Source organism: Oceaniglobus trochenteri (assembly GCF_020529025.1).
Lineage (GTDB): Bacteria > Pseudomonadota > Alphaproteobacteria > Rhodobacterales > Rhodobacteraceae > Oceaniglobus > Oceaniglobus trochenteri.
The window spans coordinates 151,585-176,489 of sequence record NZ_JACNMM010000005.1; the positions used below are offsets into that span (position 1 = coordinate 151,585).

The following is a 24,905-nucleotide window of genomic DNA, read 5'->3' on the forward strand; positions in this document are numbered from 1 at the left end:
CATGGGATGGGATTGCATGGTCGCAGCAATGAAGGTGAAACAACGGTTTGGTGCCGGTCCGGGGGCAATGCGTGACGCATTGGCCCGCCGCAACTCCACCGTCAATCCGACATCCTGTTTCGCCACGATGGAAATCCTGTCCGAGGCCATCTGCCAAGGGCGGCCGATGACCGGCCAAACCTTCAATGGCGCGGACCGGCCGTTCGTGCCGAAAAAGGCAATCGATACCATGACACGGCTGGTGGCAGGCGACGCTGCGATCTTTGTCAGCGTCGCGCCCGACCATCATTTCACGGTTTTGCCACTGAGCGATCGGGAAATCGCGATCATGCAGGGGTTTCAGGGCTGTTACGGCATCGACGAATGGATCAACGAAAGCGGCAAGATTCCCATGCTGACCAAGGTTTTCCTCGATTGTTTCGACAAGCTGTTCTCGCCCGATGCCGGGGTACGCGTGCCTGCGGCAATCGTGCTGTTCGCCACGCCGGGCAGCGTGGAGGACGTTGCCGCATACTTCGGCGTTCAGGCCAGCTTTGTCAAAAGCATGTCCACGGCGTCGCCAAACCTGTTTCAGGCCGACGGCAAGGCATCACTGGCCGCCTGAGAAAACATGCAACCCACCCTGTCCGAAATGGCCGTCGAGGTTCTGACCACCGCCGACGGCCGCGCCAAGACTGCGCTGTCGCGGCGCCATGCCGCCGCCTGGTTCGCCGCGCGTGAAAGCGGTGCCTTGCCTGAAATCGGCACCGCCACCCCGCCGTTGCGCCCGGCCCGCCCCGACGCGCCCGCCCTGCTGTCGCCGCGCGATGTGCCGCGCCGCCGCCCCGGCACGCCCGAGGGCCGGATCGCCCTGTTGCACGCGGTGGCGCATATCGAGTTGAACGCCGTCGATCTGCACTGGGACATCATCGCGCGTTTCGCCCATGTGAAGATGCCGCCGGGATATTATGATGACTGGGTGAAGGCCGCCGACGAGGAATCAAAGCACTTCAACCTGATGTGCGATTGCCTGGAAGCGGCGGGCAGCCACTATGGCGCCCTGCCCGCCCACGCCGGCATGTGGCGCGCCGCCGAGGACACTGCCGAGGATTTCATGGGCCGCCTCGCCGTCGTGCCCATGGTGCTTGAGGCGCGCGGGCTGGACGTGACCCCCGGCATGATCGAGGTGTTCCGCCGCGCCGGGGCCGTTGATGCGGTCACAGCACTGGAAACCATCTATGCCGAGGAGGTGGGCCATGTCGCCTATGGCAGCAAGTGGTTCCATTTCCTGTGCGGCCGCCATGACATGGACCCCAAGGAGGTATTCCACGGACTTGTGCGCAAATACTTCCACGGCGCCCTGAAACCGCCCTTCAATGACGAAAAAAGGGCCGAAGCGGGCCTACCCTTGGATTTCTATTGGCCCCTTGCCGAGGAAACCCCTGCAAAAGCGCCATAATCCGTCACAACTCGGCAACAATCCGCCGAACCTGCGCGCAGATGCCCGCCTAACCGCGCGAAATGGCGCAAAAATGTTGCGATCAGGGAACCGTGCCGCTAATCAACGAGAGGCTTTCGGGTGGGAACCGGATGCTGCCATGGGGAATGGCCAGACAATACGGGACGGAATACGTGACAACATCAAACAGTAATTTTCTCAAGGCCGCTCTTGAGCGGGCCTTTCCTGAGCAACGTCTGTTTCTTCGGTCCGATACCGAAACCCGCTTTCTGAGACTCTCCTCCGGCACACAGTTCCTTGCCGTTTCCGGCAGCGCCCTTCTGGTGGGCTGGTCGATCATCGCCACCTCCATCCTGCTGATGGACACCATCGGGTCGGGCAACATCCGCGACCAGGCCAAGCGCGAACAGGCCACCTATGAAAAGCGTCTGAACGCCCTGTCCATCGAACGCGACAAGCGCGCCGAAGATGCCCGCGCCGCGCAGGAGCGGTTCAACACCGCCCTCGCCCGCGTTTCGACCATGCAATCCAGCCTTCTGGAATCCGAGGCCCGGCGCACCGAACTGGAAACCGGCATCAGCCTGACCCAGGACACCCTGCGCCGCACCATGAAGGAACGCGACGAGGCCCGCCTTGAAATGGCCGCGCTGAGCGAGAAGCTGGCCGACGAGGGCCTGGACCAGCGCGAGAAGAGCCGCATGGTCGATGCCGAAGCCACCATGGATTACCTGGCCGCCGCGCTGAACAATACCGCCGCCCAGCGTGACCACATGGCAAACGAGGCCGCCGAGGCCGAAGCCTTTGCCGAAGCCGCCATCAACGACCGCAAGCTGGTGGAAATGCGCAACGACCGTATCTTCAGCCAGTTGGAAGATGCCGTCACGATCTCGGTCGCTCCGCTGGACAAGATGTTCCGCGCCGCCGGCCTGAACACCGACAGCCTGCTGAACACCGTGCGCAAGGGGTACTCTGGCCAGGGTGGCCCGCTGACGCCGATCACCTTCTCGACCAAGGGCGAGGATACCGACAGCGACAGCCTGCGCGCCAACGGCATTCTCGACAAGCTGGACAAGATGAACCTCTACCGGATCGCGGCCCAGAAGGCCCCGTTCGCGCTGCCGCTGAAGTCGGCCTTCCGTTTCACCAGCGGCTTTGGCCGTCGCTGGGGCCGGTTGCACGCGGGCACGGATTTCGCCGCCGCCTACGGTACGCCGATCTATGCCACCGCCGATGGCGTCGTCACCCATGCGGGGTGGATGTCGGGCTATGGCCGCCTGGTCAAGATCCAGCATGAATTCGGCATCGAGACACGCTATGCCCACCAATCGAAGATTCGGGTCAAAGTCGGTCAAAGGGTATCGCGCGGCGACCGGATCGGTGATATGGGGAACTCCGGACGATCCACCGGAACCCATCTGCACTATGAGGTGCGCGTGGGTGGGAAAGCCGTTAATCCGATGACCTATATCAAGGCAGCGAAAGATGTTTTCTAAGAGCAAAATCAACGAGCCTGGACCAAAACAGGGAGGCGAATCCGTGTCATCATCCAACGCTCCGTCAAGCGACGGCGCATCGGCCACCAGAACCTCGACCGATTTCAGCCCTTCGGCGGCCAAGGCAAAGCCGCCCGCGTCGGTGCTGTCGGCCGACCTGGTCATCAAGGGCAACCTGAAGACCACCGGTGACATCCAGATCGAAGGCACGGTCGAGGGCGACATCCGCGCCCATCTTCTGACGGTCGGCGAAGGTGCGACCGTCAAGGGCGAAGTCATGGCCGACGACGTGGTGGTGAACGGCAAGGTCGTTGGCCGCGTGCGCGGGCTCAAGGTGCGTCTGACCTCGACTGCCAAGGTCGAAGGCGACATCATTCACAAGACCATCGCGATCGAATCCGGCGCCCACTTCGAAGGTTCGGTGCAACGGCGCGACGATCCGCTGAACCCCTCGGGTCAGCAGGGTGGCGGCAACCGTTCGGGCGCAGCGCCCAGCAGCAGCCCTGCCCCCGAAAGCAAGCCGCAGTCCTGATCGACCGGACCGCGCCAGAGTTTCAGAAGGCCCCCGACCGCGCGTCGGGGGCCTTTTTCATTGCCGGTCACTTTTTCCCGACCGTGCCGCCCGGGTGGGTAATGTCGTCGTGGTCGACCACGCTCCAGGGCAGGCCCGTGTTGCGATAGATCCGTTTGCCCTGGCGCGGATAGTCGGCAACATCATGGGCCAGCCTCTCGCCCACGACGATGCAGCGCAGGGGCTCGGTGCCGGTGTTGCGGATCGAATGGGCCAGCCCGCCCTTGCGGTAGCCGATGAAATCTCCGGGGCCGATGGCGTGCTCGCTTTCTCCGATCACGGCGGTGGCCTTGCCCGACAGGACAAAGACGCATTCGTCCTCGTGGTGGTGACGGTGGTGTTCGGTCGTCTCTTGGCCCGGCGCGACCTCGATTAGGTGAAACCCGAAGCCGGTCAGCCCCGTCAGATCGCCGAGGGATTTGTTCACCCGCACCGCGTCGGGGTTCAGGAAGTGCACCTTGTGCAGCCCCTCCATCTGCGAAATCTCGTCCTGGCGCAGGATATATCTGTCTTCGGGCATGGCATTCTCCGATGGGTCACTGGTGCCATCCTAGCCGATGCAACGAAAAACGCCCACGCGATTGCGTGGGCGCTGCATCTGCAACCAAGACTCGGGTGGGTCAGTTCGCCGCCACCTCGTCGCCCGCGCCGCGATACCAGCGCACGATCTTCTGGCGGTCTTCCTCGGGCAGTTCGGTGATGTTGGCGGGGGGCATGGCGTGGCTGACGCCGGCCTGCAGATAGATCTGGCGCGCCTCGCGGGTGATGTCCTTGGTGGTTTCCAGATGAACACCCTTGGGGGCATGGTACATCCCGTCCCAGCCCGGCTCGCGGGCGTGGCACATGGAGCAGCGGCCCAGGATGATGCTCTCAACCTCTTCATAGCCCTCGGCGCTGGCGAACATCTGTTCGCGCGCCGTCAGCTCCTGCGCCTCCAAGGCCTCGTAGTCGCCATCCCAGGTGTTGGCGGTCGACAGCCAGGCCAGGATGATGAACAGCACCACGGTGGCCAGGATCGTCCAGTTCGGGACCGGTTTGCGCAGGTGCATCGTGTTGAAATAGTGCCGGATCGTCACCCCGATCAGGAACACCAGCGCCGCGATGATCCAGCTGTATTCCGTGGCAAAGGCCAGGGGATAGTGGTTGGACAGCATGAGGAACAGAACCGGCAGCGTCAGGTAGTTGTTGTGGGTGCTGCGCAGCTTGGCGATCTTGCCGAATTTCGGATCGGGGGTGCGCCCGGCCTTCAGGTCTTCGACGACGATCCGCTGGTTCGGCATGATGATGAAGAACACATTGGCCGTCATGATCGTGGCGGTGAAGGCCCCGAGATGCAGCAGCGCCGCCCGCCCGGTGAATATCTGGTGATAGCCCCAGGACATGACCACCAGGATCACGAACAGCAGCAGCATCAGCGCGGTGGGCGTTTCGCCAAGCGGCGATTTGCACAGGAAGTCATAGCAGATCCAGCCGATGGTCAGCGAACCGGCGGAAATCAGGATCGCCTGCCAGACGGCCAGGTCGGCCTTGGCCGGGTCGATCAGGAACAGCTCGGCCCCGACCCAATAGACGATCATCAGCATCGCCGCGCCCGACAGCCAGGTCCAGTAGCTTTCCCATTTGAACCAGGTCAGGTGTTCGGGCATCGCCTCGGGCGCCACCAGGTATTTCTGGATGTGATAGAAACCGCCGCCGTGCACCTGCCATTCCTCGCCGTCGGCGGGACCCTTGATGTTGCGGTTCAGCCCCAGATCCAGCGCGACGAAGTAGAACGACGACCCGATCCAGGCAATGGCGGTGATGACATGCAGCCAGCGCACCGCAAAGGCGAACCAGTCCCACATGATGGCAAGATCGTACATCCGAGCACTCCTTAGACTTGTATCGCAATCAGGCTATCGCGTCAGGCATTGATCGACTATCTTTGACATTCAGCAAAGAGAGTCAAAAATAACCGAACAATGTCATACCTCGACAATATACGCACGTTTGTAAGGGTTTATGAACTGGGCTCGATGTCGGCGGCGGCGCGCGATCAGCGCATTTCGCCGGCCGTCGCCAGCGCCCGGATCACCCAGCTGGAACAGCACCTTGGCGTGCGGCTGTTTCAGCGCACCACACGCAAGCTGGCGCCGACGGAACAGGGGCGCATCTTCTACGAGGGTGCCTGCGGTATCCTGGGCGCGGTGGACGAGGCCGAGGCCGGGGTTGCCGAACTGTCGGACAATCCGCGCGGTGTTCTGCATATCGCGGCGCCGCTGGGTGCGGGGCGGCGGCTGATCGCGCCGCATATCCCCGCCTTCACCCGCGAATATCCGCAGGTTTCGGTGCGCCTGCGCCTGAGCGACCGCAAGGTCGATCTGACGGCCGAAGGTCTGGATGTGGCGTTTTTCCTGGGCCGGCCCGAGGATTCGAACCTGCGCATCCGCAAGATCGCCGATTGCCGGCGGGTGCTCTGCGCCAGCCCCGATTACATCGCCCGCAACGGGCACCCCAAATCAGGCAGCGCCATCGACCGAGGGCAGCATGACTGCCTGAACCTGCGCTTTCCCGGCGCGGCCGAATTTCAATGGGAGCTGGAAACCCGCGACGGACCCGTGCGCTATGCGGTGAAGGGCCCGTTTGAAAGCGACGATGGCGACGTTCTGACCGATTGGGCGCTGGCCGGTGCGGGCATCGCCATGAAACCGCTGTTCGAAGTGGCCGATCACCTGCGCAGCGGCGCGCTGATCCAGGTGGCCGAGGACACGCCCCCCCTGCCAGTGCAGATGGCCTGTCTCTATTCGCACCGCCGCCACCAGGACCCGAAGGCGCGGTTGTTCATGGAGTTCATGATCGAGAGGATAACCCCCGCCCTGAACCCCGGTCAGCTTCCGCGATAGGTGGAATAGCCGAAGGGCGACAGCAGCAGCGGCACATGATAGTGGCTCTGCTCGGACATGCCGAAGCGCAGCGGGATCTTGTCGAGGAACCGCGGCTCTTCCGGGGGGGTGCCGTTGGCATCAAGGTAAGCGCCCGCATCGAAAACCAGTTCATAGACCCCGGTGGCAAATTCCCCCTCGGGAAGGATCTGTTCGTCGGTGCGCCCGTCGGCATTGGTCACCAGGCGGCGCACCTCGGTCCGGGTTTCGCCCTCGATCCGGTAAAGAGTGATCGGCAAACCCGCCGCAGGGCATCCGCGCGCGGTGTCCAGAACGTGGGTGGTCAGGTATCCGGCCATGGTGTGTCCTTTCGTTGTTGACCTATCCTGCCGCGCGCGCTGGATAAGGGAAAGGCGAACCGCACATGAGAGTGCTTTCGGCATTTCTTGATAATGTCAGGCGACTTTAAGCCTTATCAGTTAGTTCCCAAAAGGAGGCTCACGATGAACCGCTATCCCCGCGACATGATCGGCCATGGGGCCAACCCGCCCGACCCCCAGTGGCCCAACGGTGCACGCATCGCCGTGCAGATCGTGCTGAACTATGAAGAGGGCGGCGAAAACAACATCCTGCACGGCGATGCCGCCTCCGAAGCCTTCCTGAGCGAGATCGTCGGCGCCGCGCAATGGCCCGGTCAGCGCCATGCCAACATGGAATCGATCTATGAATACGGTGCGCGCGCCGGGTTCTGGCGGCTTTACCGGATGCTCAAACATCTGCCGATCACCGTCTACGGCGTGGCAACTGCCCTGGCCCGGTCGCCCGAACAGGTGGCGGCCATGATCGCGGCCGAGTGGGAGATGGCCTCGCACGGGTTGAAGTGGATCGAGCACAAGGACATGCCCGAGGACGAGGAACGCGCCGCCATCGCCGAGGCGATCCGCCTGCACACCGAAGTCACCGGCACCCCGCCGCGCGGCTGGTATTGCGGCCGCTCAAGCGAGAACACCATTCGCCTGGCCGCCGAAACCGGGCAATTCGCCTATGTCGCCGATGCCTATGCCGACGACCTGCCCTATTGGGAAGAATTCGGCGACCGCGATCAGTTGATCGTGCCCTATACGCTGGATTGCAACGACATGCGCTTTGCCACGCCCCAGGGGTTCAACTCGGGCGATCAGTTCTTTGCCTACCTGCGCGACAGTTTCGACACCCTCTATCGCGAAGGCGGCGAAGGCGCGCCCAAGATGCTGAGCGTGGGCCTGCACTGCCGCCTTGTGGGCCGGCCCGGCCGCGCCGAGGCCCTGCACCGGTTCATCGAACATGTCGAAGCCCACGATGATGTCTGGATCGCCACCCGCGAACAGATCGCCGATCACTGGGCCAGGGTGCATCCCCACCAGCGCCGCGAACGGCCCAGCCGGATGGACCGCGACACCTTCGTTGCGAAATACGGCAGCATCTTCGAACATTCGCCCTGGATCGCCGAAGGGGCGCACGACGATGAACTGGGCCCGGTCCACGACCGCGCGGTCGGGCTGCACAATGCGCTGGCCCGGGTGTTCCGCCGCGCCGACGAGGAACGTCGCCTGGGCGTCCTGACCGCCCACCCCGATCTGGCCGGCAAGCTGGCGGCGGCCAAGAAGCTGACCGCCGAATCGACAGCCGAACAGGCCGGTGCCGGGTTGGACGTTCTGAGCGATGACGAGCGTGAAACCTTCACCCGCCTGAACGACGCCTACGTTGAAAAGAACGGCTTTCCCTTCATCATCGCGGTGCGCGACCACGACAAGGCCAGCATCCTTGCCGCCTTCCAGCGCCGCCTGGAACAGGACCGCGATACCGAGTTCGCCGAGGCCTGCCGGCAGGTCGAACGCATCGCGCTGCACCGTCTGAAGGCGATCCTGCCATGAGCCGGGTCATCGAGGCCCAACCGCTGAGTGCCGCCGCCTTCGCAGATTTCGGCGATGTGCTTGAGGCGACAGGCGCGCCGGACAAGATGATCAATGCGGGGCTGTGCGGGCGCCATCACGACCGCGCCCAGCTTGATTTCCGGCCCGGGCGCCTGGGGATCAGCATCTTCGACGCCGCACCGCGCAGCCTGCCCCATACCCTGGACATGGTCGAACGCCATCCCGACGGATGCCAGACCTTCGTGCCGATGCATCAGAACCCATGGCTGGTCATCGTCGCCCCCGACGAGGGCGGGCGCCCCGGCACCCCCCGCGCCTTCATCGCGCAGCCGGGCCAGGGCGTGAACTATCACCGCAACATCTGGCACGGGGTCCTGTGTCCGCTGCATGCCCCCGGCCTCTTTGCCGTGGTCGACCGCATCGGCAAAGGCCCCAACCTGGAAGAATTCTTTTTCGACGATCCCTTCACCATCACACAAGGCACCTGACACCCCCCAAGACTAATCCCGCCGAATAACCGAGCGGGGCGCGAATAATACAAAAAGGACAGTCCAACATGGCCGACACTTCCATCGGAACGCCGGAACAGCTCCGCGATCCGAATTTCACCCCGCCGCTTTACAAGGCGATTCCCCTGGGCATCCAGCATGTGCTGGCAATGTTCGTGAGCAACGTCACCCCGGCGATCATCGTCGCCGGGGCCGCCGGGTTCGGGTTCGGCAGCCAGTCGCCCGATTTCCCCGAACTTCTGTACCTGATCCAGATGGCCATGCTGTTCGCCGGCATCGCCACGCTGTTGCAGACCATCACCATCGGCCCCGTGGGCGCCGCGCTGCCCATCGTGCAGGGGACGTCCTTTGCCTTCCTGCCGATCATGATTCCGCTGGTGGCGGGCAAGGGCGTCGATGCCCTGGCCGCGCTGTTCACCGGGGTGATCATCGGCGGGTTGTTCCATGCCTTCATCGGCACCTTCATCGGCAAGATCCGCTTTGCCCTGCCGCCGCTGGTCACCGGATTGATCGTGACCATGATCGGTCTGGCCCTCGTGCGGGTCGGCATCCAGTATGCCGCGGGCGGCGTGCCCGCCATCGGCACCGAGGAATACGGCAGCCTTCTGAACTGGTCCGCCGCTTTGGTGGTGATCTTCGTCACCCTCGGGCTCAAGTTCTTCGCGCGCGGAATGCTGGCCGTCTCGGCGGTGCTGATCGGCCTTGTGGTGGGCTATGTCTATGCCATCTTCGTGGGCATGCTGCCCATCGAGGCGATCACTGGGTCGTGGGAACGGGCCGCCGCCTTTGCCCTGCCCCAGCCGTTCAAATACGGGTTCGAGTTCAGCCTGGCCGCCGTGATCGGCTTCTGTCTCATGGCCTTCATCTCGGCCATCGAGACGGTGGGCGACGTGTCGGGCATCACCAAGGGCGGCGCGAACCGCGAGGCGACGGACGAGGAAATCACCGGCGCCACCTATGCCGACGGTCTGGGCACGGCGGTTGCCGGTGTCTTCGGCGGCTTTCCCAACACCTCGTTTTCGCAGAACGTCGGCCTGATCGCCATGACCGGCGTGATGAGCCGCCACGTCGTGACCTGCGGTGCGATCTTCCTGATCATCTGCGGGCTGATCCCCAAGGTGGGCGGCGTGATCCGCACCGTTCCGATCGAGGTTCTGGGCGGTGGCGTGATCGTGATGTTCGGCATGGTCGTGGCCGCCGGCATCTCGATGCTGTCGGATGTCGATTGGAACCGGCGCAACATGGTGATCTTCGCGGTTGCGCTGTCGGTGGGCCTCGGGCTTCAGCTTGAGCCGGGCGCGGTGCAGTACCTGCCCGAATGGGCCGAGGTGCTGATGGTGTCGGGGCTGCTGCCTGCTGCAACCATCGCCATCGTGCTGAACCTGGTGCTGCCCGAGGAATTGTCCGACGAATCGACCGAGGAAGTCGCCGGTGGCTTGTCGGGGCACAAAAGCTGGGGCCACAAGCCCGGCGAAGAACCCAACGCCTGACAACCGGCGCAGGAAAACGGCGAAGGCCGGGCCATTTGGCCCGGCCTTTTGTGTTCTGCGCCCTATCCTCTTTCTCAAGCAAGGAAGGAGACATCCCATGTCAGAGACGAAAAGGCCCCGCGCCATCGGCATCAACCACGTCGCGCTTGAGGTGGGCGATATCGACGCGGCGCTGGAATTCTACGGCCAGTTCCTCAGCTTCAAGCTGCGCAGCAAGGGCGATACCATGGCCTTCATCGACCTTGGCGATCAGTTCCTGGCGCTCTCCACCCGCAAGGACCGGCCAAGGGACGCTGACCGCCACTTCGGGTTGGTGGTGGATGACGCCGAGGCGGTACGCCGCATCATCAAGGGTCTTGGGATAGAAATCGTGTCGGACCGGTTCTTGGATTTCCACGACCCCTGGGGCAACAAGATCGAGATTGTCGGCTATCCCGGCATCCAGTTTTCCAAGACAGACGCGGTCCTGAACGCCATGGGCGCCGCCGATCTGGAAAAGACCGACGACGCCAGGGACGAACTGCGCAAGAAGGGGATGCTCTAGAGGCTCAGCGCCGCGTGGCGGTTCACGTCCTTGTAAAGCAGATACCGGAACGGCCCCGGCCCGCCCGCATAGCAGGCCTGCGGGCAGAAGGCGCGCAGCCACATGAAATCGCCCGCCTCAACCTCGACCCAGTCGTTGTTCAGGGCATAGACCGCCTTGCCCTCCAGCACGTAAAGCCCGTGCTCCATCACATGGGTCTCCAGGAACGGGATCACGCCGCCCGGTTGCAGGGTCACGATGGTCACATGCATGTCATGGCGCAGGTCAGCCGGATCGACGAACCGCGTGGTGGCCCAGACGCCCTTGGTGTCGGGCATGACGCTGGGCGCGATGTCGGCATCGCTGCTGACGATGGGGTCGGGATGGTCCAGCCCTTCGACCGCCTGATATCTCTTGCGAATCCAATGAAACCGCGCCGGGGCATCGGCTTCGTTGCGCAAGCTCCAGGCGCATCCGGCCGGCAGATAGGCATAGCCCCCCGGCGCGATGCTGTGCGCATTGCCCTCGATGGTCAGGGTAAAGCCGCCCTCGGTGACGAAAAGAACGCCCTGCGCTGCCGGATCGGCCTCGGGGCGGTCCGATCCGCCGCCGGGCTGAACCTCCATGACGTATTGCGAAAAGGTCTCGGCGAAGCCCGACATGGGGCGCGCGATGACCCAAAGCCGGGTGTCATCCCAGAAGGGCAGGAAACTGGTGGTGATATCGCGCATCGTGCCCTGCGGAATGACGGCATAGGCCTCGGTGAACACCGCACGGCCCGTCAGAAGATCGGTTTGCGGCGGATGGCCGCCCTTGGGCGCAAAGTAGGTTCGCTGGGTCATGTCGTCCGGCTCCGGCAGGTTTCTAAAAACCCAGTTTCGGCCGCACCTTCTGTCAATGAAAGACAGAAGATGTCACTAGGTTCTTTCCGCTAAATTTGAAAACCAACCCTAGGGCCAGATCAAGGCGCGCCGATAGAGATGCCAGGTCGCGTGCCCCAGGATCGGCAGGACAATGAACAACCCAAGAAACAGCGGCAGCATCCCCAAGAGGCACAGCCCCGCCACCATGACGCCCCAGGCCAGCAGGACCGGCAGGTTGGCCGCAACACAGCTTGCGCTGAGCATCATGGCGGTGACGAAATCCAGCTCGCGTTCCAGAAGCATCGGCAGGCTCATGCAGGTCAGCGCGAACAGCAGGAAGGCCAGCACACCGCCCACGGTAAACTCGACCGCCAGCATCATCATGCCGTTCGTGCTGGTCAGCAGGCCGATCAGATCGCCCATCCGCGCCATCGGGTTCAACCCCAGGAACAGCGCAAAGATCATATGCGCAAGGAAGGTCCAGAACAGGAAATAGACGACGATCAGACCGCCGATCCAGGGAATCTGCCCGCCCCTCTCGCGCCAGACCACGCCCAGGACACCGCGCCAGTCCAGCGGCGCCCCCTGTTCCAACCGGCGGCTGACATCGTAAAGGCCGATGGCCGCGAAGGGCGCGAACAGCGGAAAGCCCAGCGATGTCGCCAGCGTCCAGGCCACATGCCCCGCGCCCATGACCAGCATGAGGATACCGGCGATGGCATAAAACCCGCCGAAGAACAGCCCGAACTGCGGCGCGGCGCGGAAATCGCGCCAGCCCAGATGCAGGGCCTTGCCCAGATCGGCAAAGGCAAGTGTCGCGATCTCCGGCATCACCGGCATGGCAGTATCCGTCGGCATGTCCCCTCCCCGCGCAAGACCAGACGCCGTTGCCCGGGGGCGGTCGGAACCGCAAGGCCGGGCGCCGGCAAATGATGGCGTGCGGGCGTCAGCCCGCTCACTCGGATCAAACCACGCGGGCGGGGAGCGATCAATCCTCGGCGTTGGCCTCGGCGCGGGTCTTGCCGGTCACGTCCATGGCCAGGGTCGCCGCCATCAGCCGGTCAAGATCGCCGTCCAGCACGCCCTGGGTGTCGCTGGTTTCGAAACCGGTGCGCAGATCCTTCACCATCTGGTAGGGTTGCAGGACGTAAGACCGGATCTGGTTGCCCCAGCCGGCATCGCCCTTGGCATCGTGGGCCTCATTGATGGCGGCGTTCCTGCGGTCCAGCTCCATCTGGTAGAGGCGCGATTTCAGCGCCTTCATGGCGATGTCGCGGTTCTGGTGCTGCGATTTCTCCGAACTCGTCACCACGATACCGGTGGGAATATGGGTGATGCGCACGGCGGAATCGGTGGTGTTGACGTGCTGCCCGCCCGCGCCGGACGACCGGTAGGTGTCCAGCCGGATGTCGCTGGGGTTCACCTCGATCTCGATATTGTCGTCCACCACCGGGTAAACCCAGACCGACGAGAACGAGGTGTGGCGCCGCGCCGCGCTGTCATAAGGCGAAATCCGCACCAGGCGGTGAACGCCCGACTCGGACTTCAGCCAGCCATAGGCGTTGGGACCGCTGATCTTGTAGGCGGCCGACTTGATGCCCGCCTCTTCGCCCGCGCTTTCGGACTGCAACTCGACGGTATAGCCCTTCTTCTCGGCCCAGCGGACATACATCCGCGCCAGCATCGAGGCCCAGTCACAGCTTTCCGTGCCCCCGGCGCCGCTGTTGATCTCAAGGAAGGTGTCGTTGCCGTCGGCCTCGCCGTTCAGCAGCGCCTCGATCTCGGCGGCCCCGGCGCGTTCCTTCAGCGATTTCAGCGCCTTCTCGGCCTCAGCCACAACCTCTTCGTCGCCCTCGGCTTCGCCCAGTTCGATCAGTTCCACGTTGTCCGACAGTTCCTGCGCCATGCCGTCGTGGCGGGCGATGGCATCCACCAGCATCTGGCGGTCGCGCATCAGCTTCTGCGCCTTCTCGGGGTCGTCCCACAGGTCGGGGGATTCCACCATGGCGTTGAATTCCTCCAACCGGTGGTCGGCCGTGTCGCGGTTCATCCGCTGGCCGATCAGCGTCAGGGATTTTTCGATCGCTTCGACCGTGTTCTGTGCTTCGGCGCGCATGTTCTGGGTTCCCGCAATTTCCTTGGTGTAAGCACCCGCTGATACCAACGGGCGCGTTCCGGGGCAAGGTGGCCTTGGCGGTGGTTTCAGGTTTCGCAAGGGGCCCGGGCAAGCCCCCCGCGCAGGGTCAGTACAGACCGCCCGAGGAAATCGAACCGAAGCTGGCCTTGTTCTTGGGAATCTCGACCATCCCGCCCGAGGATGTGCGCACCTGCTCGCCACCCTCTTCGTCTTCGCCCGCCGAGAACAGCGGGAGGTTCGCCCCCATGGCAAAGCCACCGTCGAAGGCCACGCCAAAGACAGGCTCTTCGCCCAGGCGGAAATACTCGGCCACCACGTCGGGGCCGCTGGCATCATCCGAAAGGCGGGCGCCGGTATGGCGGTTGATCTTGATGAAATGACCGCCCGGCGGAACCTCGAAGGGGCCGCCGCCGTACTTGGCCGTGGCCTTCTGCATGAACTGGTTGAAGACCGGCGCGCACAGCCCGCCCCCCGAACCCGACCGGCCCATGGGGCGCGGACGGTCATAGCCGATATAACAGCCCGCCGCGATGGTGCTGGTGAAGCCGACGAACCAGGCGTCCTTCTCGTCGTTGGTTGTCCCGGTCTTGCCGGCGACCGGCACGCTCAGGTTCACCTTGCCGCGCGCCGTGCCGCGTTCCACCACACCCTTCATCATCGAGGTCAGCTGATAGGCGGTGATGGCGTCCATCACCCTTTCGCGGTTGCTGGTGATCGTGGGCGCGAACCCGGGGGCCAGCGATGCAACCTCGCATTCCGGGCATGTGCGCTGATCGTGCTTGTAGACGGTGGCGCCATAGCGGTCCTGCACCCGGTCGACCAGGGTGGGTTCAACGCGCTCGCCGCCATTGGCGAACATCGAATAGGCGGCAACCATCTTGAACAGCGTCGTTTCCTCCGAGCCAAGCGCGCCGGCCAGGTAACGGCCCATGTTGTCGTAGACGCCGAACTTCTCGGCATAGCGCGCCACCACGTCCATCCCCACCTCTTCGGCCAGGCGGACGGTCATCAGGTTGCGCGACTGTTCGATCCCGGTCCGCAGGGGCGTGGGGCCGTAAAAGCGGTTGGCATAGTTCTTGGGCCGCCACACGCCCTGGGGGGTGTTCACCTCGATCGGGGCGTCGACAACGATGGTCGCGGGGCTGAAGCCCGAATCCAGCGCCGCGGCATAGACGAAGGGCTTGAACGACGAACCGGGCTGGCGCGTGGCCTGGGTGGCGCGGTTGAACACCGAATACTGGTACGAAAAGCCACCCTGCATCGCCAGAACCCGGCCGGTGTTCACGTCCATCGCCATGAAGGCGCCCTGCACCTCGGGGATCTGGCGCAGGGTCCAGCGGATGAAGCTGCCGTCGCTGTCCGAGGTCATCTTGCGCACCAGGACGACATCGCCCTTCTCAAGCAGGTCACCCGCCACTTGGGCCTTGCGCCCCAGGCTGCCATCCTTGTTGCGCTTGCGGGCCCACTGTACGTCGGCCGGTTCGATCCAGTGCCCGTCGCTGTCCTCGGCCACGTCCTCGATCCCGATCCGGGCGCTGGTGTCCCCCACGCTCAGCACGACGGCGGGGTGCCAGGGGTTCTCGAGGTTCACGTCGCGCGACACCCGCACGTCGGCCAGGGCCGCGCGCCAGCTTTCCTCGCTCTCCAGCTTGGCGGCGTCGATCTTCTTGCCCGTGCCGCGCCAGACACCGGTCCCCCGGTCATAGCTCTCCAGCTGGCGGCGCAGCGCCTCGGCGGCGACCTCCTGCAACTCGGGGTCGATGGTGGCCCGCACCGAAAGCCCGCCCGAAAAGAACTCGCCCTCGCCGAAATCGTCGCTCAGCTGGCGGCGGATCTCGTCGGTGAAATAGTCGCGCGCCGGCAGCGCCGAGCGGAAGCTCTCGAAATCGCCGTTCTGCACCGTGCGCAGCGGCTCCAGCCGGGCGGTGCGATACTGCTCCTCGGTGATATAGCCGTTCTCGAACATCTCGCGCAGCACGAAGTTGCGCCGGGTGATGGCACGTTCCTTGTCGCGCACCGGGTGATAATTCGACGGGGCCTTGGGCAGAACGGCAAGATAGGCCGCCTCCTCGGGCTTCAGTTCGGCCAGGGTCTTGTTGAAATAGGTCTGGGCGGCCGCCGTCACGCCAAAGCTGTTCTGGCCCAGGAAAATCTCGTTCAGGTACAGTTCAAGGATCTTGTCCTTGCTCAGCGTGCCTTCGATCCGGGTGGCCAGGATAAGTTCCTTGATCTTGCGCTCGGCGCTGCGCTCGCCCCCCAGAAGGAAGTTCTTCATCACCTGCTGGGTGATGGTCGAGGCCCCGCGCAGCGCGCCCCCCTTGGCGGCGGTGACGGCGGCGGCAACCATGCCGCGCGGGTCATAGCCCTTGTGGGTATAGAAATTCTTGTCCTCGGCCGAAATGAAGGCGCCCTTCACCAGGTCGGGAATATCCTCGGCCCGTGCGAAAAGGCGGCGTTCCTTGGCGAACTCGTCGATGATCCGCCCCTCGCGCGAATAGATTCGGCTGATGGTCGGGGGGGTATACTGCGCCAGCTGGTCGGTATTGGGCAGATCGCGCGAATACATCCAGAACACCGCGCCGATGGTCAGGGCGGCGAACATGACCGCGATGGTCAGCCAACTGAAGATCGCTCCGAAAAACGACAGAATGAACCGGATCATGGCCAATGCCCCCTGCACAGATTGCGCCTGTATATAGGCGCCCCGCGGTGGGGTCAAAACCGCCCCTGCGGAACACCGCTCAAATTACCGGCATTTGTCACGAATTGCCGGCGCGCCCCTCTTTCTTGCTGCAAATACTCAAGCGCGCAGCGCAGCCGCCGCAGGCGGCTTTTCTACTGGCGCAAGAGTTCGGCTTCGGCGGCATCCTCGCGCGCCCATTGCAGCAACCCGTCGCGGATTCCCATGGCCGCCAGGTGGCGCCATTGCGGATCGGTCAGGCGGGCGCGGTCGTGGGCCGAGGAGAGGAACCCCAGTTCGATTAGCGCCGAGGGGATGTCGGGCGCCTTCAGCACCGAGAACCCGGCGCGCAGGCGCGGCCGCTTGTGCAGATCGCCGGTGCGTTCCGCCAGCCCCGCCACCAGCTTGCCCGCCAGGCGGTCGGCGCGCGGCGTGGTGTTGCGCCGGGCCATGTCCATCAGCACGCCCGCGATCACATCGTCCTGGTCCGACAGGTCAAGCCCCGCCAGAAGATCGGCCCGGTCGTGGCGTTCGGCCAAAACGCGCGAGGCTTCGTCGCTGGCCTCTTGCGACAGGGTATAAACCGTCGCACCCGATGCCCGCCCCTCGGCCAGGGCATCCGCGTGCAGCGACAGGAACACGTCGGCCCGCGCCATCCGCGCCACCGTCACCCGCTCTTCCAGAGGAACGAAGACATCGCTTTCCCGCGTCAGCACCACCCGGAACCTGCCCGTTTCCTCGAGAACGCCGCGCAGATCCTTGGCAAAGCGCAGCATCACATGGGCCTCGATCACCCCTTCGGCATCGGCACCCGGATCGATCCCGCCATGCCCCGGGTCCAGCACGACCACCAGGGGGCGCCCGCCCCTCTGGCGCGCGCGCGGCGGCGGCAGGTCGGTGACAGGCGCACCGGCGATCACCGCGCCGGGCGGGGCGATGGCACTGGCGGCGAAGGTCTCGTGATCGACGGTGCGCATCTGCACCTTCAGCGTGGCACCCCCATCCTCGGCCCCCGTCACCAGCGCCGCGGTTTCAAGGGCCATGGGCCGCGACAGCCGCAGCACAAGGCGCGTCCAGTCGTTCAGGAAGGGGCCGGTCAGCACTTCGGAGACGTAATCGCTGAACAGGATGGCCTGCATGTCCTGGCCGCTCCAGTCCACGGCGTTGAAATCCACGACAAGGCGGGCCGGATCGTCCAGCGTGAATATCCTCCAGGGCACCGGTTGGGACAGCGCCAGCGTCATCTGAAGGTTGTCGCCGATGTCGATGATTTCCGAACGTTCCAGATCGGGACGCGCCAGCGCGCTCAGGCTGTCGCCGGAACCGCCACCATCGGTGGCCGCCACGGGATGGGACAACGCCAGCAGTCCGACAAGGACCACCGCGAAAATACGGACATTTGACATGGCTGCTCTGCTCTGATCGGCCTGTTTCGACCGTTGGTGGCAGTCTATCGCAACATCGGCCCGCGCGAAACGGTGAAAGTCCGCGCCGGGCGCGGTTTTTGCACCCTAGCTCCAGGCGACGTGGCTGTTCAGAAGGAACTGCGAATAGATGGGCACCGCCGCCGCGCCTATGGCCCTTGCGTTCAGCCCCACCTGGCCTTCGTGCAGGCGCGGCAGGGTGATGCCGCGCAGGTCGGCCGTTTCAAGATGCGCCCGGATCGCCGCCACCAGTGCGCTGCGCGTTGCGGCGGGAATCGCGCCGTCGATGACGAAATCGGCAAAATCGATGACCGCCGAAACCGCCACCACCGCCTGGGCGATGGCGCGGGCGCTGTCCTCAATCCAGGCGGTGACAAGTGGCTCGAAGGCGCTCCAGTCCTGGGGCAGCGTCCAGAGCTGCGCCGTATCCTGCCCCGCCGCGGCCAGCCGCGCCTCAAGCAGGTAGATCGAGGCCAGGTCGATCAGCTGCGTCTGCCCGCCCGCCCCCGTGGCCATGGGCAGAGAGCCGAATGCCCCCGCATTGCCCCCCGGCCCCTGGTAGACCGAACCGTTGAGAACGATGCCGCCCCCGATGAAGGAGCCCACGAAGAAATAGGCGAAATCGCCCAAGGTTGGCCCGATGCCGAAGACATGCTCGGCCCGGCAGGCCGCCGTTGCGTCGTTTTCCACATGCACCGGCAGGTCCGAGAACCGCGCGATCCGTTCGGCAAAAGACAGGTGGCGCCATACCTCCATGTCCTCCTGGCGGGCGCCAAGGCTGTCGTACCAGTTCCACAGTTCGAAGGGCGCGGCGATGCCGATTCCCAGGATGCGCCCGCGCTGTTTTTCGGTCAGGCTGTCGTTGATCCGGGCCAGGCCCTCTTCCAGGAAGCCGAAGACCGTTTCGGGCATGGGCGCGCGATAGGTCACCTGCATCGACAACCGCATCCTGCCCAGGAAATCCATCAAGGTCAGTTCGGCACTGCGCCGCCCGATCTTCAGCCCGACCGACAGAACGCCATCCGCGCTCAGCGTCATCGGCACGCCCGGTTTGCCCACCCGGCCCTTCTGCGGCTTGCCCTTGCGGATGAACCCCTCGCCCTCAAGCCCGCGCAGGATCACCGATACCGTCTGCGGCGACAGCCCGGCACGGCGGGCGATCTCGCTTCCCGTCAGGGCGCCGCGGCGCTGGATAAGGGTCAGCACAAGGCGTTCGTTATGATCGCGCACCCGGGCCTGGTTGACCCCGCTCGCCTGATCGCGCTGTGTGTTGGACCCATCGTTCAAATCAGCACCCCTCTGAGCGATCACCCTACCCACGGCAATTAATAAATCAAGTTTATTTATTTATTGACGAGGGCCCGTCAAACACGGTTAAAAGGCAATGATCACGGCGGGGCGATTCCCGTCGATGACACACGAACGGCCCGAACCAACGGCCCTTTCGAACCAATGGGAGAGAACCAGATGAAAAAGCTTCTTGCCGGCACCGCGCTTGCCCTGACCGCCTCCGTGGGCATGGCCCATGCCGATGCCCACGGCGTGACGGCCTGCCTGATCACCAAGACTGACACCAACCCCTTCTTCGTGAAGATGAAGGAAGGCGCCGAGGCCAAGGCAGCCGAACTGGGCGTCACCCTGAAATCCTTCGCCGGCAAGGTCGACGGCGACCACGAAACCCAGGTCGCCGCCATCGAGACCTGCATCCTGGACGGCGCCAAGGGCATCCTGCTGACCGCCTCCGACACCTCGTCCATCGTGGGCGCGGTGCAGCAGGCACGCGATGCCGGCCTTGTCGTGATCGCGCTGGACACGCCGCTGTCGCCCGCCGATGCCGCCGACGCCACCTTCGCCACCGACAACTTCCTGGCCGGTGAACTGATCGGCAAATGGGCCGCCGCCACCCTTGGCGACGAAGCCGCCAATGCGAAAATCGCCATGCTGGACCTGGCCGTCAGCCAGCCCACCGTCGGCGTGTTGCGCGATCAGGGCTTCCTGACCGGCTTCGGCATCGACGTGAAGGACGTGAACAAGTGGGGCGACGAGGACGATCCGCGCATCGTGGGCAACGACGTGACCCTGGGCAACGAGGAAGGCGGTCGCAAGGCCATGGAAAACCTCCTGGCCAAGGACCCCGAGGTCAATGTCGTCTATACCATCAACGAACCCGCCGCCGCCGGTGCCTATGAGGCGCTGAAGGCCATCGGGCGCGAAAACGACGTGCTGATCGTTTCGGTCGATGGCGGCTGCCCCGGCGTACAGAACGTGGCCGACGGTGTGATCGGCGCCACCAGCCAGCAGTACCCGCTGCTCATGGCCGCCAAGGGAGTCGAGGCGATTGCCAAGTTCGCCGAGGACGGCACCCTGCCCGTTCCCACCGAGGGCAAGGCCTTCTTCGACACCGGCGTGGCCCTTGTCACCGACAAGCCGGTGGACGGCGTCGAGAGCATCTCGGTGAAAGAGGGCATGGACCTCTGCTGGGGCTGATCCCCGCACGGCAAATCCGAAAGGGGCGCGGTGACGCGCCCCTTTCCCAGGTGGCCCCGCAGGCGCACCCAATCCCCAGGGAGTTTCCATGTCAGACCAACCCCGAAGCGGACAGGATTACGAATCCACCCTCTCCAGCAGCTCGCAGACCGTCGCCGCCTTCGCCGACGACCGGCAGGGGCTGATTCACAAGTTCCAGCACGCCCTGCACCAGACACCCTCGCTGGTGCCGCTGATCGTGCTGGTGATGTCGATCATCATCTTCGGCGTTCTTCTGGGGTCGAAGTTCTTTTCCCCCTTTGCCATGACGCTGATCCTGCAACAGGTGCAGATCGTCGGCATCCTGGGCGCGGCCCAGGCGCTGGTGATCCTGACGGCGGGCATCGACCTTTCGGTCGGGGCGATCATGGTGTTCAGCTCGGTCATCATGGGGCAGTTCACCTTCCGCTATGGCATCCCTGCCCCCATGGGCATCTTCTGCGGCCTCGCGGCGGGCACCGCCATCGGTGCGCTGAACGGCTGGCTGGTGTCGCGGGTGAAACTGCCGCCCTTCATCGTGACCCTCGGCATGTGGCAGATCGTGCTGGCGGCCAATTTCCTCTATTCCGCGAACGAAACGATCCGCAGCCAGGACATCGCCGAAAAAGCGCCCAGCCTGCAATTCTTCGGCACCACCATCGCCGTGGGCGGCGCGCGCCTGACGGTGGGCGTGATCTTCATGGTGCTTCTCGTGCTGCTGCTGGCCTATATCCTGCGCCAGACGGCCTGGGGGCGGCATGTCTATGCCGTGGGCGACGATCCCGAGGCGGCCGAGCTTTCGGGTGTGCAGGTGAACCGCATCCTGATCTCGGTCTATGCGCTGTCCGGGCTGATCTGTGCCTTTGCCGGCTGGGCACTGATCGGGCGCATCGGCTCGGTCTCGCCCACCTCGGGGCAGCTGGGCAACATCGAATCGATCACCGCCGTGGTGATCGGGGGCATCTCGCTCTTTGGCGGGCGCGGCTCGATCGCCGGCATGCTGTTCGGCGCGCTGATCGTCGGGGTCTTCACCCTCGGCCTGCGCCTTCTCGGGGCCGACGCCCAGTGGACCTATCTGTTGATCGGCCTGCTCATCATCGCCGCCGTCGCGGTGGACCAGTGGATCAGAAAGGCATCAGTGTGATGGAACCCATCCTGCAAGGAAAGAACCTGGTCAAGCGCTATGGCAAGGTGACCGCGCTCGATCATTGCGATTTCGAGCTTTATCCCGGCGAGATCCTCGCCGTGATCGGCGACAACGGCGCCGGAAAGTCCAGCCTGATCAAGGCCGTGTCGGGCGCCGTGATCCCCGACTCGGGCGAGGTCTACCTCGAGGGCAAGCGCGTGCAGTTCACCTCGCCGCTGGATGCCCGCGACCACGGGATCGCCACCGTCTACCAGCAGCTTGCGCTGTCTCCGGCGCTGTCGATTGCCGACAACCTCTTCATGGGGCGCGAGCTGCGCAGGCCCGGCTGGCGGGGCAAGTACCTGCGCCAGCTGGACAAGCCCGCGATGGAGAAATTCGCCCGCGACAAGCTCAGCGAACTGGGGCTGATGACGATCCAGAACATCAACCAGGCGGTCGAAACGCTTTCGGGCGGTCAGCGCCAGGGGGTTGCCGTGGCCCGCGCCGCCGCCTTCGGGTCGAAGGTGATCATCCTCGACGAACCCACGGCGGCCCTGGGTGTCAAGGAATCGCGCAAGGTGCTGGAACTGATCCAGGACGTGAAATCGCGCGGCATCCCGATCGTGCTGATCAGCCACAACATGCCCCATGTCTTCGAGGTGGCCGACCGCATCCACATCCACCGCCTGGGCAAGCGCCTGACGGTCATCAAGCCTGACGAATACTCGATGTCCGACGCGGTGGCCTTCATGACCGGCGCCAAGGAACCGGCCCAGGCCGCATGAGCGATCCGGTCACCCTCGCGCTGCGCCTGCCCCCCGGGCGCCACCTGATCGCGGTGGCCGGGGCGCCGGCCAGCGGCAAATCCACCCTGGCCGAGCGGATGGCGCATGACCTCACCCGCCTCGGCCGCCCGGCATGCATGGTGCCGATGGACGGATTCCACCTCGACAACGCGATCCTCGATGCCCGGGGCCACCGGCCCCGCAAGGGCGCGCCCCATACCTTCGATGCCCGCGGCTTTGCCCGGATGCTCGACGACATGAAATCGGGCGGCACCGTCTATTACCCGCTGTTCGACCGGGCGCGCGACCTTTCGGTCGCCTGCGCGGGCGTGGTGGGGAACGACACCGAACTGGTGGTGGTCGAGGGCAACTACCTGCTCTACGACCATCCCGACTGGCGCGATCTGGCGGCGCTCTGGTCGCTGTCTGTCTGGCTCGACGTTCCGCAGGACACCCTGCGCGCCCGCCTCATGCAGCGCTGGCGCGAACAGGGGCTGGACGGCGAAACCGCCTTCGCCAAAGTCCGCGAGAATGATCTGCCAAATGCGGACGAAATCATCGCCCACAGGCTCCCGGCGACCGTCACAGTGACAAGCGGCACCGCCTGACAAGCAGCGCAGGCCCCCGCCCCCATCTTTGGTCCAGAAATATCCTCGGGGGGAGGCCGCAGGCCGGGGGGCAGACAGCCCCCCAACCGCCCCGCCACAAGCGCTACATCTCGACGGCGCGCCCTTCCCGGGCCGAGGTCTGTGCCGCCATGCCCATGGCCACGGCCCGCTCCCCGTCGCGCAGCGTCACCTCGACCGGGCCATCCCCCCGCACGGCGGCGTTGAAGCGGTGATGTTGATAGAAGGTCGAACCGTTGTGATCGCCCGCCGTCAACAGCGCCGGGTCCACCGGAATTTCCACCATCTGCGGCCCCTTGGGGTTGCGCGGCGACACGATGACCTGCGGCAGCGGCGCCGCCCCCAGGTGCGCCGGCCAGAACCGGCCCGGCCCCGGCACCTTCGCCTCGATCTTGCCCAGCGGGCCGACGGCGGCGATCTCCTCCTGGAACTGCGCGCCCTCGGCATACATGCACAGCTCCAGCATGGCGCGCGCACCGCTGGCGAAATCAACGATCACATAGGCCGAATCCCAGATGTCCGAAGGTTCGCCGTCGTAAACCTCGTCCAGGTGGTTCACCACCTGCCCGCCGCTGGCCATGACCCGCACCGGCTCGGATTGCAGGATGAAGCGCATCAAATCGAAGAAATGACAGCACTTTTCAACCAGCGTCCCGCCTGAATTGCGGTTGAACCGGTTCCAGTTTCCCACCTTTTCCAGGAAGGGAAAGCGGTGTTCGCGAATCGTCAGCATCTTGATGCCGCCCGTGGCGTCCTGCATTCTCTCCAGAAAGGTCTGCAATGGCGGCATGTAACGATATTCCATCGCCACCCAAAGCGGCGCGCCATAGCTTTCGCCGATGGCCAGCACCCTGTCGCGATCGCCCGGGTCGGTGAAAAGCGGCTTTTCCATCAGCAGCGGCAGCGGGCGGCGCGCCGCGATGCGGGCCAGGATTTCAGCATGGGTGTGGTTGGGCGCCGCCACGACAAGGCAGTCCAGCGGCTCATGGGCCAGCAGCGCATCCAGGCTGTCGCAGATCACGGCTTCGGGGGCCGAAACGCGGGCAGCGGCGGCCATGCCGGCGTCAGGTTCGAAAATCGCGGCAACGCGGGCGCCCGGCACCAACGAGATGTTGCGCAAATGCTCCTGCCCCATCATGCCGCAGCCGATGATCCCGTAGTTCACTGTCTTGGTCATGAAACCTCCCATTCAGATGCGCGCCTCGTCAACGCGCGACATTCAGATGCGCGACACATACCGGGCGACGCCCGGATCGAACCAGTTGCGCGAATATTCCGCCGGAACGCCATTCTGGTCCCAACTCAGCCTTTCGATGAACCCGCAGGCGCTGCCCGGCGGCAAAAGCCCGCCCCAGTTGGGCATGGCCGCCACCCCGATCCTGTCCTCAACGCGCGAGATCATGAGACCAAGTCGGCTGCGGTAATGGTGATAGAGCGATCCCTCGAGATCGTCTTGCGACAGGGTTCTGGCCCAGGCATGATCCAGCCAGATTTCCTCGATCACGGCCGGCACTCCGCCCAGCAGGCGCAGCCGCCGGATGCGGTGGGCGCGCTGCGACATGCCGAAGCCGGGCGCATCCTCGGGCTTGTCCATCAGATCGACGCTCAGCACCGTGGCCGAGGGTTGCCCCCCGCCCGTCACCAGCTCCAGCCGAAAAAAGGCATAGATGCCGCCCGCGTTGCGGGTTTCGCGCACATAGTTGCCCGACCCCTGGCGCCGTTCCAGGTGGCCCTTCGCCGTCAGGTCGGCCAGCGCCTTGCGCAGGGTGCCCACCGATATGCCGAAATCGCTGGCCATTTCGCGTTCGGGGCGCAAACGTTCGCCCTCCACCAGCCGCCCGGCCGCAATGTCATGCAGCAGCGCATCGGCGATCTGAAGGTAGAGAGGCGGTGCCTTTGGGTCACTCATATCCGGGCCATGCAAATTGATATACTATTGATGCACATCATTCCGGATGCTA

General features: G+C 64.6%; 24 protein-coding genes. 13 read left to right on the plus strand and 11 right to left on the minus strand.

Going from position 1 to position 24,905, the window contains the following annotated elements:
* Nucleotides 1–67 precede the first annotated feature (67 nt).
* The 4 genes from H7828_RS10145 (at nt 68) to H7828_RS10160 (ending at nt 3,463) form a co-directional block, all read left to right on the plus strand.
* Complete coding sequence (locus tag H7828_RS10145) at nt 68–604, plus strand: YbaK/EbsC family protein (protein WP_226780910.1); 537 nt, start codon at nt 68–70, stop codon at nt 602–604.
* A 6-nt stretch (nt 605–610) separates the two neighbouring features.
* Nucleotides 611–1,438 carry a ferritin-like domain-containing protein gene (locus H7828_RS10150; RefSeq protein WP_226780911.1) on the plus strand — a complete coding sequence of 276 codons (828 nt, stop codon included), beginning with the start codon at nt 611–613 and terminating at the stop codon, nt 1,436–1,438.
* Between the two features lie 146 nt (nt 1,439–1,584).
* Nucleotides 1,585–2,931: a DUF5930 domain-containing protein gene (locus H7828_RS10155; protein WP_425354946.1), complete on the plus strand. Its 1,347-nt coding sequence runs from the start codon at nt 1,585–1,587 to the stop codon at nt 2,929–2,931.
* Nucleotides 2,921–3,463: a bactofilin family protein gene (locus H7828_RS10160; protein ID WP_226780913.1), complete on the plus strand. Its 543-nt coding sequence runs from the start codon at nt 2,921–2,923 to the stop codon at nt 3,461–3,463. The genes H7828_RS10155 and H7828_RS10160 overlap by 11 nt, the downstream gene beginning before the upstream one ends.
* A gap of 67 nt (nt 3,464–3,530) precedes the next feature.
* On the opposite strand, the gene H7828_RS10165 is transcribed toward H7828_RS10160, so the two are convergent.
* Nucleotides 3,531–4,022 (minus strand): cupin domain-containing protein, encoded by a 492-nt coding sequence (locus H7828_RS10165; protein WP_226780914.1) that lies wholly within the window; start codon nt 4,020–4,022, stop codon nt 3,531–3,533.
* Nucleotides 4,023–4,122: 100 nt separating this feature from the next.
* Complete coding sequence (locus H7828_RS10170; protein ID WP_226780915.1) at nt 4,123–5,364, minus strand: urate hydroxylase PuuD; 1,242 nt, start codon at nt 5,362–5,364, stop codon at nt 4,123–4,125.
* Nucleotides 5,365–5,463: 99 nt separating this feature from the next.
* Here H7828_RS10170 and H7828_RS10175 point away from each other — a divergent pair, with 99 nt between their 5' ends.
* The gene (locus tag H7828_RS10175) at nt 5,464–6,384 is read left to right on the plus strand and encodes a LysR family transcriptional regulator (protein WP_226780916.1); all 921 of its coding nucleotides are present in this window, start codon (nt 5,464–5,466) and stop codon (nt 6,382–6,384) included.
* Here H7828_RS10175 and uraH read toward each other — a convergent pair.
* A complete protein-coding gene (gene uraH / locus H7828_RS10180) occupies nt 6,369–6,722 on the minus strand; it encodes a hydroxyisourate hydrolase (RefSeq protein WP_226780917.1) in 354 nt (117 codons plus the stop codon). The two genes, H7828_RS10175 and uraH, sit on opposite strands and share 16 nt — an antisense overlap.
* Before the next feature lie 144 nt (nt 6,723–6,866).
* Here uraH and puuE point away from each other — a divergent pair, with 144 nt between their 5' ends.
* The 4 genes from puuE (at nt 6,867) to H7828_RS10200 (ending at nt 10,819) form a co-directional block, all read left to right on the plus strand.
* Complete coding sequence (puuE, locus tag H7828_RS10185; protein ID WP_226780918.1) at nt 6,867–8,276, plus strand: allantoinase PuuE; 1,410 nt, start codon at nt 6,867–6,869, stop codon at nt 8,274–8,276.
* Nucleotides 8,273–8,764, plus strand: a complete 492-nt coding sequence (locus H7828_RS10190; protein WP_226780919.1) for an ureidoglycolate lyase — start codon at nt 8,273–8,275, stop codon at nt 8,762–8,764. Before puuE ends, H7828_RS10190 begins: the two co-directional genes overlap by 4 nt.
* 68 nt (nt 8,765–8,832) lie before the next feature.
* Nucleotides 8,833–10,275 (plus strand): uracil-xanthine permease family protein, encoded by a 1,443-nt coding sequence (locus H7828_RS10195; RefSeq protein WP_226780920.1) that lies wholly within the window; start codon nt 8,833–8,835, stop codon nt 10,273–10,275.
* A gap of 97 nt (nt 10,276–10,372) precedes the next feature.
* Nucleotides 10,373–10,819, plus strand: coding sequence for a VOC family protein (locus H7828_RS10200; protein ID WP_226780921.1), 447 nt, complete (start codon nt 10,373–10,375; stop codon nt 10,817–10,819).
* Here H7828_RS10200 and H7828_RS10205 read toward each other — a convergent pair.
* From H7828_RS10205 to H7828_RS10230, 6 genes are all read right to left on the minus strand, one after another.
* Entirely contained in the window at nt 10,816–11,640 is an 825-nt protein-coding gene (locus tag H7828_RS10205) for a bifunctional allantoicase/(S)-ureidoglycine aminohydrolase (RefSeq protein ID WP_226780922.1), read from the minus strand. The two genes, H7828_RS10200 and H7828_RS10205, sit on opposite strands and share 4 nt — an antisense overlap.
* A gap of 108 nt (nt 11,641–11,748) precedes the next feature.
* Complete coding sequence (locus H7828_RS10210) at nt 11,749–12,519, minus strand: DUF2189 domain-containing protein (protein ID WP_226780923.1); 771 nt, start codon at nt 12,517–12,519, stop codon at nt 11,749–11,751.
* A 130-nt stretch (nt 12,520–12,649) separates the two neighbouring features.
* The gene (prfB, locus tag H7828_RS10215) at nt 12,650–13,777 is read right to left on the minus strand and encodes a peptide chain release factor 2 (RefSeq protein ID WP_226780924.1); all 1,128 of its coding nucleotides are present in this window, start codon (nt 13,775–13,777) and stop codon (nt 12,650–12,652) included.
* Nucleotides 13,778–13,904: 127 nt separating this feature from the next.
* Nucleotides 13,905–16,460, minus strand: a complete 2,556-nt coding sequence (locus H7828_RS10220) for a penicillin-binding protein 1A (RefSeq protein WP_226780925.1) — start codon at nt 16,458–16,460, stop codon at nt 13,905–13,907.
* 173 nt (nt 16,461–16,633) lie between these two features.
* The gene (locus tag H7828_RS10225; RefSeq protein ID WP_226780926.1) at nt 16,634–17,884 is read right to left on the minus strand and encodes an N-acetylmuramoyl-L-alanine amidase; all 1,251 of its coding nucleotides are present in this window, start codon (nt 17,882–17,884) and stop codon (nt 16,634–16,636) included.
* Nucleotides 17,885–17,989: 105 nt separating this feature from the next.
* On the minus strand, nt 17,990–19,189 hold the full coding sequence (locus H7828_RS10230; protein ID WP_226780927.1) for an ROK family transcriptional regulator: 1,200 nt from the start codon (nt 19,187–19,189) through the stop codon (nt 17,990–17,992).
* A gap of 180 nt (nt 19,190–19,369) precedes the next feature.
* Here H7828_RS10230 and H7828_RS10235 point away from each other — a divergent pair, with 180 nt between their 5' ends.
* From H7828_RS10235 to H7828_RS10250, 4 genes are all read left to right on the plus strand, one after another.
* Entirely contained in the window at nt 19,370–20,389 is a 1,020-nt protein-coding gene (locus tag H7828_RS10235; protein ID WP_226780928.1) for a sugar ABC transporter substrate-binding protein, read from the plus strand.
* An 88-nt stretch (nt 20,390–20,477) separates the two neighbouring features.
* Complete coding sequence (locus tag H7828_RS10240) at nt 20,478–21,551, plus strand: ABC transporter permease (RefSeq protein WP_226780929.1); 1,074 nt, start codon at nt 20,478–20,480, stop codon at nt 21,549–21,551.
* Nucleotides 21,551–22,318, plus strand: coding sequence for an ATP-binding cassette domain-containing protein (locus tag H7828_RS10245; protein WP_226780930.1), 768 nt, complete (start codon nt 21,551–21,553; stop codon nt 22,316–22,318). Before H7828_RS10240 ends, H7828_RS10245 begins: the two co-directional genes overlap by 1 nt.
* Nucleotides 22,315–22,926, plus strand: a complete 612-nt coding sequence (locus H7828_RS10250; protein WP_226780931.1) for a nucleoside/nucleotide kinase family protein — start codon at nt 22,315–22,317, stop codon at nt 22,924–22,926. Before H7828_RS10245 ends, H7828_RS10250 begins: the two co-directional genes overlap by 4 nt.
* 103 nt (nt 22,927–23,029) lie before the next feature.
* Here the strand turns inward: H7828_RS10250 and H7828_RS10255 are convergent, their stop codons facing one another.
* Both H7828_RS10255 and H7828_RS10260 read right to left on the minus strand, forming a co-directional pair.
* On the minus strand, nt 23,030–24,121 hold the full coding sequence (locus H7828_RS10255; RefSeq protein WP_226780932.1) for a Gfo/Idh/MocA family protein: 1,092 nt from the start codon (nt 24,119–24,121) through the stop codon (nt 23,030–23,032).
* Between the two features lie 42 nt (nt 24,122–24,163).
* Nucleotides 24,164–24,853, minus strand: a complete 690-nt coding sequence (locus H7828_RS10260; protein WP_226780933.1) for a GntR family transcriptional regulator — start codon at nt 24,851–24,853, stop codon at nt 24,164–24,166.
* Between the last annotated feature and the right edge of the window lie 52 nt (nt 24,854–24,905).